This is a genomic window from Nocardia sp. NPDC002869 (assembly GCF_046764065.1).
Classification (GTDB): Bacteria; Actinomycetota; Actinomycetes; order Mycobacteriales; family Mycobacteriaceae; genus Nocardia; species Nocardia rhamnosiphila.
Window position 1 is genome coordinate 1 of the sequence record NZ_JBKOOL010000161.1, and the last position, 13,311, is coordinate 13,311.

Sequence of the window (13,311 nt, forward strand, 5' to 3'; positions counted from 1 at the left end):
GCCGCCGCCCGCGGCGAACTGCCCACCGTCGTGCACGAGATCCTGCCGTTGGAACACGCTTCCGAAGCCCATCGCCGGATGGATCTCGGCACGGTGTTCGGGCGGATCGTCCGCACCCCCTGAGCGGTGCACCGCACGCCTCGGTCGCACCGGGAACCACTGTGCGCGCGCTGAAGCCGGATCGGGGCAGGTGTGCCGTGCCGGGCGGGTGTGCGCTGCCACCACTCTGCCCACCGGGGTGTCGGTGGGGCTCGGTAGCGTCTGGCTCGTGGAAACCGGTGAACGCATCCAAGAGCTCGCGGACCGTGTGGTGGCGCTGCGGGACGCCTATTACCGCGGCTCGCCGCTGGTCGCCGACGCGGAATACGATGCGATCGAGGACGAGCTACGGGGCCTGATCGAGGCGCACCCCGACCTCGCACCCGATCCGAACCCCTTGGAGCAGGTCGGGGCGCCCGCCGTGCTGCACGCCCCGATCCGGCATTCGCGGCCGATGTTGTCGCTCGAGAAGGCGACCACCCCGGATCAGGTCGCGGCGTTCTTCGATCGGTTTCCCGGGCAGTCGGTGGTGGTGATGCCGAAGCTCGACGGTTTGTCCCTGGCCCTGGTGTTCGAGGACGGGCGGTTGGTGCGTGCCGTGACCCGCGGTGACGGCACCACCGGTGACGATGTGACGGTACTGGTCCGCGCGTTGGTCGACGGGGTGCCCGACCGGATCGACGTCCCGGGGCGGGTGGAGGTGCGCGGTGAGGCGGTGATGCTGCGATCGACCTTCCTCGCCTACAACACCGCGCACCCGGACAAGCCGCTGATCAATCCGCGCAATGCCGCGGCGGGCACACTGCGGGCGAAGGATCCGGCCACGGTCGCGCAGCGGCGGCTGCGGTTCTTCGGGTTCGATCTCGACACCTCCGCCGGCGGCGCCGCGGCCGACCTGGCCGAGGGGCTGCGGGCGCTGGGGATCGCGGGGGCGCAGATGCGGGTGTGCGCCGATGACGAGCAGGCGCAGGCGGCGATCACCGTGATCGAACAGGGTCGCAACGACCTGGACTACGACATCGACGGCGCGGTGCTGCGACTGGCCGACCGCGACGCCTACGCCGCGGCCGGGACCCGGTCCAACAGCCCGCGGGGCGCGCTCGCGTTCAAGTTCGCCGCCGAGGAGAAGACCACACTGCTCAACGAGGTGGTCTGGGATGTCGGCAAGACCGGCAAGATCGTTCCGGTCGCCTGGCTGGAGCCGGTGTTCGTGGGCGGCACCACGGTCACGAAGGCGACACTGGCCAATCAGCAGGTGATCCGCGCCCGCGATATCAAGGTCGGCGACACCGTGCTGGTACGCCGCGCGGGGGATGTGATCCCGTTCGTGGCCGGTGTGCTCGACGCCTCGAAACGTACCGGCGCCGAGCGTGCGATCGTGCCGCCCACCGGTTGTCCGTCCTGCGGACAGCCGGTGACCGAACAGGGCAACAGCCGGGAACTGTTCTGCACCAACGTCGCCTGTCCCGCGCAGACGGTACGCAGGCTCATCCACTGGGCGTCGCGGTCGGCGGCCGATATCGAGGCATTCGGCCAGGTGTGGATCGAGCGTTTGGCCGAAGCGGGCATCCTGGAGCGTCCTTCGGACTTCTACACGCTGACCACCGAGCGCCTGCTCGAGTTCGACCGTATCGGCGAGACCTCGGCCGCGCGCATGATCGACTCGGTCGACGCCGCCCGCCGGGTGGGCCTGCGCCGCGCGCTGATCGGCCTGGCGATCCCGATGGCCTCCGAAGGTACCGCCGCCCGTCTGGCCCGCGCGGGATTCCGTTCTCTGGAAGAGGTCGCCGACGCGGGTGAGGACCGACTCGTGGCTGTGGAGGACATCGGCCCGAAGGTCGCGGCTTCGCTGGTCGAACACCTCACCCGGCTGCGTCCGGAACTGCAGCGGCTACGGTCTGCCGGCGTCTCGCTGGACGTACTCGACGAGGATCTCCCGCCGGTGGTCGCGGCCGGCGCGCCGCTGGATGGTAAGACGGTGGTGATCACCGGCGCGATCAGCGACCCGCGCTCGGGGGAAAAGGTTGCCCGCCCGACGTTCCAGCGCCTGTGCGAGAAGGCCGGCGCGACGGTGGCATCTTCGGTGTCGGCGAACACCGACCTGCTCATCACCGGCGCCGGCGTCGGTGACAGCAAGCTGGCCAAGGCGGAGAAACTCGGTGTCGAGGTCGTCGATCAAGGCGACATCTGGAAGCTGCTTGTCTCCTCGGGAGTCGTGTGAATCTGCACCCGGTGGGCCACGCCTGGAGGGTCCGGTGTTCCGGGTCGAGCAACGACCGCTACCGGCGTGTGAACAAGGCAGGAGGGCGTTTCCCCATCGAGCGGGCGCACCGGATTCTCATCGCTGAGAACGTCAATGAAGGCGTACTGCTCTGAGTCGATGGCGGCCCTGCGCGAGCGCGGGATAGGACATGCCGGCAAACAACTCGGCCGCGCGCGGATACGTACCTCTGCCGCTATCGGCTGTTCACCGGAGTGGGAGTCGAAGCAGGGCGGGGCGCCGATGACCGCGCGGGCGGCACTGGAACTGCTGCTCGGTCTTGCCACACTCCCCCTGAGCCTCGCCGGACCCTGGTGGTCCTACATGCTGTTGCTTCTCCCGGCCGGACTGAGGTGTGCTCCGCCGGTGGCCGCGGGGTCCGAAGCGCTTAACGCTTTCACCGGAGCAGTCCCGTGGAGTCGTCAACGGAATGTACGACTCCTCGATGGCACTGGGTGCGGGTATCACCGGCCCGGTCACCGGCTGGTTGATCGATCACACCTCGCCGGCGGTAGGGATCAGCGCGGTGTCCGCCTGCGCTGTCCTGCTCGCCGGCGTCGCCGGTCTGCTGTCACATCAACAGCGCCCATCGATCCCCTGGGGCGTGGAGTCGGATAGCTCCGAGTCGACGCATTCACGAGAAGCTCGACCGGCCGGTCACTGCGCAAGACCATCGAGCGCCCGCGAGGTCGGTGTCGCGTGCCCGGTGTAGTGGGCCACCGGTCCTTCGAAGAGGACCGTACCGCCGTGCCTGCCCGGGCCCGGGCCGAGGTCGATCAGCCAGTCCGCGTGCCGGATCACCTCGAGGTTGTGCTCGATGACGACTACGGTATGGCCGGCGTCCGCGAGGGCGTCGAGCACCCGCAGCAGTGTTTCGATATCGGCCGGGTGCAGGCCGGTGGTCGGTTCGTCCAGCAGATACACCGCGGGCCCGGTGGCTTCCCGGAGTTCCCGGGCGATCTTGACCCGCTGGCATTCGCCGCCGGACAATCCGCTCAGCGGCTCGCCCAGCCGTAGGTATCCGAGCCCGACTTCGGCGAGCCGTTCCAGGCCCCGGGTGATCGCCGGCTCGGGCAGTCGCTCGAGGGCCTCGGCGACGGTGAGCTCGTCGATATCGGCGATGGACAGGCCGTCGACGGTGTAGGAGAGGGCCTCCGGGGTGAAGCGTCGCCCGTGGCAGGTGTCGCAGACGGTTTCCTGGCCGTCGAGGAACGCGAGATCGGTATAGACGACACCGAGTCCGCCGCAGTCCGGGCAACCGCCCGCGGAGTTGGCGCTGAACAATGCCGCGGGCACCCGGTTGCGCCGGGCGAAGAGTTTGCGGATGGCGGGAGCGATGCCGGTATAGGTGAGCGGAGTGGATCGGCGCGTGGCGCTCACCGGTTTCTGGTCGAGCGCTATCGTCTCGTGCCGGGCGGCGAATTCGGCGGCCAGACTGGTTTTCCCGGAGCCCGCGACCCCGGTGAGCACGGTCAGCACGCCGGTCGGGATATCGACGGTGACGCCGCGCAGGTTGTTGCGGTACGCCTCGGCCACGGTGAGTTTGCCGGTCGCCTGCCGGGGCTCCCGGCGTGCGGTGTCGTGCTGCCGCGCCAGTGCCCGCGCGGTCGGTGTCCCGGCGGCGCACAGATCGGTGAACGTGCCCTGGAAAACCAGCCGGCCCCCTTCGGAGCCGGCGCCGGGACCGAGTTCCACGATCTGATCGGCGCACGCCATCACGGCGGGATCGTGTTCGACGACCAGCACGCTGTTACCGCTGTCGCGGAGCCGGGCGAGCAGTCGGGTCATCGACTCCACATCCGTGGGATGCAGGCCGACGGTTGGTTCGTCGACCACATAGGTCATTTCGATGAGGCTGGAACCCAGGTGTTTCACCGTTTTGATCCGTTGGGATTCGCCCCCGGACAGTGTCGTGGTGCCCCGGCCGAGGGTGAGGTAACCGAGGCCGATGGTGGTCATCGCGTCCAGCCGGGCGCAGAGCGCCTCGACCACCGGCGCGACCTGTGGCGCCCTGATGGTCGCGACGAATCCGGCGAGCTCGCCGACCTCCATGCGGGCCAGCTCACCGATCGTGTGGCCCCGCACGGTGACGGCGCGTGACGCGTCGTTCAGCCGGTCACCGCCGCATTCGGGACAGCATTCGGAGCGGGTGAACCGGCGGATCGTCTCCTGTTTGCGCTCGGACAGATTGTCGGAGGTGTGCAGATGAATGCGTTCGAACCGCTCGACGATTCCCTCGTAGTCCTTGGGCGGGCGGCGGCCGAGCCGGGCCGCGGCGGAGCCGCCGTACAGCAGCGCGTCGCGCGCTGTCTCCGTCCACTCCCGCAGCGGGACGTCCGGGTCGAAGACGCCGATTCCGGCGTACTGGTCGTACCAGTAGCCGCCGTGGCCGAATCCGGGCAGCAGAATCGCGCCGCCGGCGAGGCTTTTGTCGAGGTCGAGGAACCGTTCGGTGGCGCTCACCACGACCTCGCCCAATCCGGCGCAGGCCCGGCACATACCCGCCGGTTCGTTGAAGGAGAAGTGGTCGGATTCCCCGAGGCACGGTTCCCCGATCCGGGAGTACAGCAGGCGCAGATGAGTCCAGGTGTCGGTGATCGTGCCGACCGTCGAGCGGGAGTTGCCGCCGATGCGCCGCTGATCGATCACCACCACCGGCGACACCCCGTCGATCCGGTCGACGGGCGGCCGCGGCCACTTCGGCAACCGGTTGCGCACGAATGGCGGATAGGTCTCGTTGAGCTGGAAGCCGGCCTCCGCCGCCACGGTGTCGAAAACCAGGGACGATTTACCGGAGCCGGAGCGGCCGACGAAGACGACCAGCCGGTGGCGGGGGATATCGAGGTCGAGACCGGCCAGATTGTGGGTGCGCGCGCCGCGGATGGTGATGCTGCTCGTAGCCATGAATTCGACGCTATGGACAGATGCGGCCGGTTTCTGACCGCGATTCCCGGAAGAATCGGACCGGTGGCGGATGTGACCGAACGAATGCTGGCGCTGTTGTCGACGTTGCAGACCGGAAGCGCCTACTCGGGTGAGGACCTGGCCCGCCGGCTCGGTAGCAGCCCCCGCACACTGCGCCGGGATATCGAGCGGCTGCGCGGTTACGGCTATCCGGTCGAGACCCGTCCGGGCCCGGGCGGCTATTACCGGCTCCGAGCCGGGCGCACGATGCCACCCCTGCTCCTCGACGACGACGAGGCGATCGCCACCCTGCTCGGCCTGGCCGCGCTCGGCGCCACCGGCCCCGCGACCGCCGGCGGGCTCGACGACGCCGCGACCCGCGCCTACGGCAAGATCGACCAGTTCCTGCCCGCCCGGCTGCGACCCCGGGTGTCGGCGATCCGCGCCGGTCTGGACACGGGCCGGCGGGTCGCGCCCGGGGTGTCGCCGGAACACCTCGCGGCCCTGGCCGCCGCGAGCGCGGACCGGGAGATCGTGACCTTCACCTACACCGACGTCCACGGTGCGACGAGTTCCCGGCGGGTCCACCCCTATCGGCAGATCCATCAGCACCTGCGCTGGTACCTGCTCGCCTGGGATACCGGTCGGGCGGATTGGCGGGTGTTCCGGGTGGACCGTGTCGGCGAGTTGCTGCGTACCGGCGCCCGGTACGAGCCGCGCCCGCTCCCGGCCGATTCCGCTGTCGACTACCTGCAGCGTGGCCTCGATATCGGCAAGCAACGTGTCGATCTGCTGGTCGCCGCCCCGCCGGACCGGGTCGCGGATGTGCTCGCCTACCAGCATGCCGAGATCGCCGCGCACGACGACCGGCATACCGCTGTCACGGTCCGGCTGGACACCTGGCAGTGGCTGCTCGGCGCACTCGCCTTCCTCGACACCGGTTTCACCGTGACCGCGCCCGCCGCCTTCCTGGCCGGGTTCGAAACCTTCGCGCGGCGCCTGCTCGCGGCGGTCGCCGACCGGCCGGACACCCGGCGCGACGACGACCGGCCGCATCGGTCCGGCTGAGCGGTCACTCGCCGGAACGTAGCTGTTCGAGTCGAGGGCGGTGACAGCAGGATCCATTCCCCGAGCGCTTGGCGGTCACGCCCACGCGGATGCGCCGATTCTGCTGGGCGGCGCGGACGGTGGTTCGTACTGGATGCAAGCTCGCTGATCGATGCGATCGATCGTCGCGCCACGCATGCCGACCGCTGTCGCGAAAGCCGACGCCGACGGCGGGGGGCCGGGATATGCTGCCGTGCACGCGAGTTCACCGGTGCGGTGGACGAGCGGCACTGTCATGCGATCAACCGAGAGGATGTGGCCGGTAGCGTGAGTAGCTATCTGGTTGTCCAGCTGTACTGCACACCCGCGCAAGCCGATTCCGTGCGGTCGGCCGCGGCCGGCGAACTGGCGAAGTTTCCCGAATTCGCCGAGGCGAGAACAGAACTGGCGCCGAAGGCCGAGGGTGAACAGCGGATGCACCTGGAATGGGCCGAGGAGCACCCCGGCGAGGATCCGGGTGACCGCACCTACTTCGCGCTGGAGATGACCTCCCCGGTCGATGCGCCGGAGTCCGTATTGCGGAAAGTGGAGGACCAGATCCTCGAGTGGATCGATACGACCTTCAACGACGAGGCGAACGATATCGCCGAGGTCCAGTGGGCGAGCTTCGCGGAGATCAGGCAGGACGCCTGACGGCTCCGCGCGCCGTCGCGGCCGGGGGTTGCCGCGTCCGGTCCCGGCCGGCCGGGTGAGCAACCGCGACTCCCCTCGCAAATCCCGCTGTTCGAGGAGGTCGGCCGCCACAATGTGGCGATGCGAACCTATGTCCGTGTACTGACGGCGGCCGTCGCCGGAATACTCGTCGTTTTCGCGCCCACCGCTGCGGCGGCCCCGGTTCCCGGCGGCTCGGCTCAGCTTCCGTTTCCGCTGACACTGCAACCGGAGGGAGTGCGGGCGCCGGCGGCGGCGCTGGCGGAGGCCGGTACCGGATTGATCGTGTGGTCGCGGCAGCCGGATATCCGCGTCCCGATCGCCAGTATCACCAAGGTGATGACGGCGGCGGTCGTACTCGAATCGGGTGATCTCGAGCGTCCGGTCACGGTGCCGCGAGCGGCCGTCGACTATGCGGCCACATACGGCGGTAGTACCGCCGGTCTGGTTCCCGGCGAGGTGCTGACCGCGCGTCAGCTGCTGTACGCGATGATGCTGCCTTCGGGCTGCGACGCCGCCTATGCCCTGGCCGAGGCATTCGGACCGGGTCAGGACGCTTTCATTGCCCGGATGAACGCCACGGCGCAGCGGCTGGGGATGCCGAACACGCATTTCAGCGATCCCAGCGGCCTGCCGGTCCCCGATGATTTCGCCACGTACTCCACTCCGGCGGAGCTGGTACGGCTCGGCCGGCACGCGATGGCCGATCCGGTCTTCCGGGAAATCGTCGGATCGCAGGTCCACCACCTGCCCGCCGGTCCCGCCAACCGGGACCACGTCTGGGAGACCACCAACGGGCTGCTCCGTGATTATCCGGGCACCACCGGGATCAAAACCGGGTCCACGGACGCTGCCGGGACCTGCCTGTTGTTCGAAGCCTCCCGGGGTGCGCAGCGGTTGATCGGTGTGGTGCTGAACAGCTCACCCGACGACCTGGCCGCCGCGGCGGGCGACGCCGCACGCCTCATGGACTGGGGTTTCGTGCCGATCCTCAGTGGGTCGCCGGTCGGCTGACCGGGCGGGCCTCCGCGCTCGGTTCCGAAGGAGGAGGACCGCGGCGCCGGCCAGGAGTACCAGGCCACCGGCGGCCACGGCCGCGACGCGCAGCAACTGGGGCCCACCGGGCCCTCGGCCGGTAGCAATGCCACGAATCCCGCCATACTCACCGTGTTGCCCGTCGAGACCCTCACCGCCCGCTGTATCCGAGGGATCACCCGGATGTCGACCGGATGCGGTCCACTGTGGAGCGCTCGGTCGGCCTGGTCACCGCCCTGAACCCGCATATCGGATACGAGGCCGCGACGGCGCTCGCGGCGCGGGGGTTACTTCGGATTCGACGATCCCCGAACTGGCCGTCGACGCCGGACTGCTCACCCCGGACGAGATCGGCCGCATCCTCGCACCGGACAACCTGGTCCGTCGCACACGCCCGCAGGGGGAGGTGGGTGTGTCGTGACAGGCCGGTAGCCGGGCCGGGCTTCTACACCGTGGCACAGCGGGGTAGCCGGTGCGCGGCGGACAACGAACCGTCCGGTCCCTCGCCCGGCTGGGATCCGGCCTGCGCCGGTAGACGCCTTTCAGCTCTGTGGTGTTCCGTTGGCGCGGGCTTCGACTGCCGCGACCGTCTTGTGGAATGCATTCCGCAGCATGCCTCGGCCGACCGACCCGACCACGGCTCCCAGCGCCCGGCCGGCCACATTCTTACCCTCGCGGACCACGACGACATCCACCTCGGTCTTCCCGTCCGGGCGGGGTGTGAACTGGTAGGTGTGGCCGGAGCGGCCGCCCCACAGGTTGGAGTCGGTGGTCGTCATGACCACCCGGTGCGGATTCGACCAGTCGTAGTGCAGGCGTTCCCAGATTCCGTGCGATCCCTCCGTGACGTCCGCTTCGGTGGGGCCGCGGGTGTGCACCTCGAGGTATTTGTCCGTGCTGTTCCCGAACAGTTCCTCGCGGCCCGGCCCGAAATCGGTGAGCGCGGCGACGAACTGTTCGGGTGTCGCGTCGGTCGTTTCCGTGAAGTGGAGAGTGGCCATGGGTGCTCCTGTGTTCGCGGTGGCTTCGTCTCGGTGACCAGGAACTACGCGTGTCCTTCCAGGATAGGAAGCGAGGCGGTCGAGCCGCCCCCGGGTGCTCAGTGCGCGGCGGCGTTGCCCCGGCGGAGATGCTCCTCCGCGGATGCCAGGAAGCTCGCGACCAGCGGGTTGCGTCCGCCGCGGCGGGTGAAGGGCGACCTGGCGGCGCAGGCCACGAGCGGCTCGTCGGATGACCGGAACGCCGCCGGGGTCGGCCCACCCGGCGGCGTCCGATATGCGGGGTCAGACGGGGATCGGGGCCGCGGTCACCGTGGCCGCGATGGCGGCGGCCAGTTCCGCGCCCTTGATCTCGAAGTGGCGGGTGAAGTACTCCAGATGCTCGGCGTGTTCGTGGAAGTGATGCGGGGTCAGAACCGCCGAGAAGACCGGTACATCGGTGTCGAGCTGTATCCGCATCAGCGCGTCCACCACGGTCGCCGCCACGAAGTCGTGCCGGTAGATACCGCCGTCCACCACCAAGGCGCAGCCCGCAATACCCGCGTAGCGGCCCGTGGTGGCCAATTGTTTGATCCGCAACGGGATTTCGAAGGCGCCGGGTACTTCGAACACCTCGATATCGACGATGCCGCGTTCGGTGAGCCCGGCTCGGCAGGCCGCGACGGCCCGGTCGACGATCTCGGCGTGCCACCGGGCGGCGACGAGTGCGATGCGGTTCGGGGTGGGTGACATTCTGTTCCTCCTGCTCGCTGTGTCACCCAGGGCATGACGACGCGAACAGGAGACACCCGCGGGCGGGCACTCCGGTGCCGCGTTCTCTTTCATCCGGACTGTGACCGTCGGCTCCGGGATCACACCGGAATCTGCTCGACCCACGGCGTCCGAGGACACCGTGGCGCTCGCGGGCTCGTGCACCGGATCCGACCGGATGCCATGACCGCCGGTGGGGAATTCCACCCCGCCCTGAGAACGTGTACGAAACGGACAGTAACAATGCCGCGCCCCCGGGACAACCCGGCGGCTGTCCACCCGGCCCCGGACGATTATGTGTGCGGGAGATGCGCGCGGTGGTCGTAGTACAGCAGCCGGTAGTCGCCGGCCTCCTCCGCCCACGCGGTGACCGACGCGTTTCCGGCCAGTCCCTGGGCGGCGACGGCGAGTGTCCCGGCGTCGTCGAGGTGCTCGAGCAGGCGACGCAGCAGCAGGATCACCGCGTCGTGCGCGACGATGAGTACCCGGTGATGCCGGGTATCGGCGGCGATGCGATCGAGCACCCCCGTCATCCGGGCGGCGACATCGTGGAAGGATTCGCCGCCGGGCGGCCGGTAGCCGAGCGGGTCGGCCTGTTCGGCCGCGTACTGCTCGGGGTAGCGCTCCCGGACCTCCGAGACGGGAATATGGGCCAGTGTGCCGCGGAACCGGTCGTACAGGCGCGGGTCGGTCACCCGGCGGGGTAGCGCTACGCCGGCCGCCCGGAGTTCGGCTTCCGCGAGTTGCCAGGTCTGCACGGCCCGGCGATACGGGGAGCACAGGACGATTTCCGGAAGCTGCTCCGGCGGCAGCGCGGCAGCCCATCGCCCGAGGGCGACCGCCTGGCGCTTTCCGAGATCGGTCAACTCGATGACCATATCGTCGGCTTCGGCGGGGGGCGCGGGCCGGATACCGGCATTGATCGTGCTCTGGCCGTGCCGGACGGCGTAGATCAGGCGGCGGCTCGGGTTGTCGAGATGCGTAGCGGAATATTCGGGCGCACCGGATGTTTCGGCGTCGTTTGGCGGCTGCGTACTCATACCCAGAGGATGTACCGGGAGACGCCGTGGTGCCGGAATTTCCGGGATACCGCGGCGGAGACCGGGCCGATCGCGAAACGCGGATCCATCATTACGCGGGCATCCCCACCTCGTCCGGGGGTCTTGTCGGTGCGCAGGCCCCGCCAACTCGGATGCCGGAGCCCTTCGCCGGTGTACTCGCGGTACTCGATATCGCCCACGAGCACCGGATCCACCCAGTGCGGGGCCCCGGGGCGGCCGAAGCGTCCCGGGGTCAGGGGGAACAGCGCCTCGGCGCGGGCGATTTCGTCGAGCCTGGCTATTGCCCATAGCCGCTCGACCGAGCAGTCGGCGCACCACTACCGATGCACGTCGCAACCCGCCGCCGCGGCGTTTGCCAGCCAGCCCTGGAGCAGATCGCCGTCATCGAATCCGAACAAGGAAAACAAATCCCGGGCCGAAAGCACGAGATCCGGTGCCGCGCTGTCGATAGCCGTTGTGTCCTCGTGACGCCTGATCGCCGCGATTACCGCAGCTCCGGGTACCCACACCGCGAGATCCTCCACCTCCGCGGGCGCTGAGCCAGCCCAGCCCCCTCCTCGCCAGGTGAGCACGCGAACCGTGGTTCTGATCGCGGATCCCGACACCACGTTGGTCGCGAATTCCGGCACCGCTCGATTTGGTGTTCGCCAATCTCGACAGCACCCCTGCCAGTCGACCCCTTCGGAACTCTGACGCTCTGACTGGCTGCGGGAGGTCAGCAGGGTACCGCTGGGACGCAACAGTATCGACCGGGTGGTGTCGAAATTGGCGATCACCTTGCGGGCGACTCGCTGTCGGAATTGGCGATCAGCGGTGCCCAAATTCGCGATCAGAGCCAGAACCGGGTTGTGGATGGTGGTCAGACGGGACTGCCCGGTGAATTCACCGGGAATCACAGGTATCAGGTACTTTTCGATCAGGTCGGCCAGCACTTCATGGAGATCGACGGTGCAGGTCCACGCGGTCGGGCATCCGAGGCAACACCACCGGCCCCACGTCGCATCCGGCCTCTCTCGCCCACTCGAGCCAGTAGTACAGGATTTCGCCGTCTCTGAATCCCCATTTGCTGAACATCTCCGAACCCAACAGCAAAAGCTCTGGCCAGTTCGTCTGCGCGGTGTTGTCGTCGACCACCACCCCATGCTGCCCCCGAAATACTTCGTCCGGACGGCAATTTCTTCGACCGATCCCGTTCCTGCGGGGTCCGGGCGGTCGCATGACTCTGCTGCCGAGTACTGCGACAGAAGCTGAACCAGGCGACGCACGCTCGTGACGCTGTGCCCCCGGCTATTGCCGAATCGAATGTTCGCCGGTGAGAAAGTCCGGTCCCGACAGAAAGTTTCAGACGTGCGGGCGCGTCTGACGAATGTGCCGGCTGCGGGACCCGACGGCTATGGCGCCTGGCTGAGCGTTCGCATTTTTCATGACCACGTAGGCCGCTCGGGAGTGCGAAACTTGTCGGTGGATCGGGTTAGCTTGCTTGGGTGGGTGTGAGTTTGGGGGCGCTGCTGGCCGGGCGGGTCGCGCCGGAGGAGTTGATCAAGACCTATCGTCCGGATCCGGCGGTGCCGGAGCTGTTGACCGGCGGCGACGTGCGGACCCGGCGCATGGTGTGGGAGGCGGTGGATCGCCTTGCGCGGCATACGGGCTGGGACGATTTGGGTACTGAATTGGTGGCCCGTCTCGACCGCGAGCATTTCCAGCGGTTGCTCACCGATTACGACGCGAGCCTGCGACGCCGCACCTGGGACGTGCTGGTGGGCCGCCGCCATTGGGACGAACACCCTCAGGCGGACGTCGCGCTGCGGGTGCTGGCGTCGGACGCCCACACCTACGCCTGGCGTGACTGCACCGAGGTCCTGCGGCGCGCGGGCTCGATCATCGGTGACGAACTGTTGGACGCGGCCGTCCGCGCGGCGGGGGACTACCAGGACCGGGTGTTGGCGGTGCTCGGCGTGCACCGGCGGATTCCGCTGCTCGATCTCACCGCGTTTCCGGATGCCTACGTGTACTGCTGGAGTTGCCGCGAGTCCGCGGAACTCATTCCGGCGCAGCGATGCCGGCATCTGCCGGTGCTGCTGGAGATGACGACCAGCACGCTGGACTGGGTTCCGCACGGCGCCATCCGTCAGCTTGCCGAGCTGGGCCCGGGTATGGCCGAGGTGTTGTACGCGGTCCGCCGGTCCAGCTCTCCGGCGCGCCGCGGAGCGCTGGGCGTGCTCGCCGAGTTCGGTTGGGCGGACTTGCCACACGCCGATGTGATGACGCTGCTGCGGCTGATCCGGAGGAAGCAGCGGTCCGAGGCCATCGGACCGGTCAAGCGCTTCGCAACCGGAAGCTGGTTTGCGATACCGACCACCGACCAGGCCGCGGTCCTCGACGCGTTCGAACTCGTCGATCCGATTCCGGCCACCCTGCGGATGGGTTTCGCGGTCTGGGGTGGAGTGGGGCCGGTGTACCTGGCCGCCGACGAGTATCGCCCTGGCCAGCCCAGCCCCTACTGGGG

Annotated in this window: 12 protein-coding genes and 1 riboswitch; of the genes, 5 read left to right on the forward strand and 7 right to left on the reverse strand. The window is 68.7% G+C overall.

Annotated features, from left to right (window positions below):
• Window positions 1-268: 268 nt before the first annotated feature.
• Window positions 269-2,260 (forward strand): NAD-dependent DNA ligase LigA, encoded by a 1,992-nt coding sequence (gene ligA / locus ACLML9_RS23560; protein WP_411947565.1) that lies wholly within the window; start codon window positions 269-271, stop codon window positions 2,258-2,260.
• Window positions 2,261-2,956: 696 nt separating this feature from the next.
• Here ligA and ACLML9_RS23565 read toward each other — a convergent pair.
• The gene (locus ACLML9_RS23565; protein ID WP_411947566.1) at window positions 2,957-5,203 is read right to left on the reverse strand and encodes an ATP-binding cassette domain-containing protein; all 2,247 of its coding nucleotides are present in this window, start codon (window positions 5,201-5,203) and stop codon (window positions 2,957-2,959) included.
• Between the two features lie 63 nt (window positions 5,204-5,266).
• Here ACLML9_RS23565 and ACLML9_RS23570 point away from each other — a divergent pair, with 63 nt between their 5' ends.
• From ACLML9_RS23570 to ACLML9_RS23580, 3 genes are all read left to right on the forward strand, one after another.
• Complete coding sequence (locus tag ACLML9_RS23570; protein ID WP_411947567.1) at window positions 5,267-6,271, forward strand: helix-turn-helix transcriptional regulator; 1,005 nt, start codon at window positions 5,267-5,269, stop codon at window positions 6,269-6,271.
• Between the two features lie 306 nt (window positions 6,272-6,577).
• Window positions 6,578-6,943 carry a hypothetical protein gene (locus ACLML9_RS23575; protein ID WP_411947568.1) on the forward strand — a complete coding sequence of 122 codons (366 nt, stop codon included), beginning with the start codon at window positions 6,578-6,580 and terminating at the stop codon, window positions 6,941-6,943.
• Window positions 6,944-7,063: 120 nt separating this feature from the next.
• Complete coding sequence (locus ACLML9_RS23580) at window positions 7,064-7,975, forward strand: D-alanyl-D-alanine carboxypeptidase family protein (protein ID WP_411947569.1); 912 nt, start codon at window positions 7,064-7,066, stop codon at window positions 7,973-7,975.
• A 563-nt stretch (window positions 7,976-8,538) separates the two neighbouring features.
• On the opposite strand, the gene ACLML9_RS23585 is transcribed toward ACLML9_RS23580, so the two are convergent.
• The 6 genes from ACLML9_RS23585 to ACLML9_RS23610 form a co-directional block, all read right to left on the reverse strand.
• A complete protein-coding gene (locus tag ACLML9_RS23585; protein WP_411947570.1) occupies window positions 8,539-8,997 on the reverse strand; it encodes an SRPBCC family protein in 459 nt (152 codons plus the stop codon).
• A gap of 282 nt (window positions 8,998-9,279) precedes the next feature.
• A complete protein-coding gene (locus ACLML9_RS23590) occupies window positions 9,280-9,726 on the reverse strand; it encodes a 6,7-dimethyl-8-ribityllumazine synthase (protein WP_356953882.1) in 447 nt (148 codons plus the stop codon).
• Between the two features lie 77 nt (window positions 9,727-9,803).
• A riboswitch (FMN riboswitch) is annotated at window positions 9,804-9,969 on the reverse strand.
• Window positions 9,970-10,037: 68 nt separating this feature from the next.
• Complete coding sequence (locus ACLML9_RS23595) at window positions 10,038-10,784, reverse strand: histidine phosphatase family protein (RefSeq protein WP_411947571.1); 747 nt, start codon at window positions 10,782-10,784, stop codon at window positions 10,038-10,040.
• A complete protein-coding gene (locus tag ACLML9_RS23600; protein WP_411947575.1) occupies window positions 10,781-11,086 on the reverse strand; it encodes a hypothetical protein in 306 nt (101 codons plus the stop codon). Before ACLML9_RS23600 ends, ACLML9_RS23595 begins: the two co-directional genes overlap by 4 nt.
• 36 nt (window positions 11,087-11,122) lie before the next feature.
• Complete coding sequence (locus ACLML9_RS23605; RefSeq protein WP_411947572.1) at window positions 11,123-11,737, reverse strand: hypothetical protein; 615 nt, start codon at window positions 11,735-11,737, stop codon at window positions 11,123-11,125.
• 1 nt (window position 11,738) lies between these two features.
• The gene (locus ACLML9_RS23610; RefSeq protein WP_411947573.1) at window positions 11,739-11,939 is read right to left on the reverse strand and encodes a hypothetical protein; all 201 of its coding nucleotides are present in this window, start codon (window positions 11,937-11,939) and stop codon (window positions 11,739-11,741) included.
• A gap of 350 nt (window positions 11,940-12,289) precedes the next feature.
• Here ACLML9_RS23610 and ACLML9_RS23615 point away from each other — a divergent pair.
• Window positions 12,290-13,311, forward strand: a 1,022-nt coding sequence (locus tag ACLML9_RS23615; RefSeq protein WP_411947574.1) for a hypothetical protein, incomplete at its 3' end; no start/stop codon positions are given.

Coding starts and splice junctions, on each gene's coding strand:
- ACLML9_RS23565 (WP_411947566.1), bottom strand. CDS start 5,203: ATGGCTACGAGCAGCATCACCATCCGCGGCGCGCGCACCCACAATCTG.
- ACLML9_RS23580 (WP_411947569.1), top strand. CDS start 7,064: ATGCGAACCTATGTCCGTGTACTGACGGCGGCCGTCGCCGGAATACTC.
- ACLML9_RS23585 (WP_411947570.1), bottom strand. CDS start 8,997: ATGGCCACTCTCCACTTCACGGAAACGACCGACGCGACACCCGAACAG.
- ACLML9_RS23590 (WP_356953882.1), bottom strand. CDS start 9,726: ATGTCACCCACCCCGAACCGCATCGCACTCGTCGCCGCCCGGTGGCAC.
- ACLML9_RS23595 (WP_411947571.1), bottom strand. CDS start 10,784: ATGAGTACGCAGCCGCCAAACGACGCCGAAACATCCGGTGCGCCCGAA.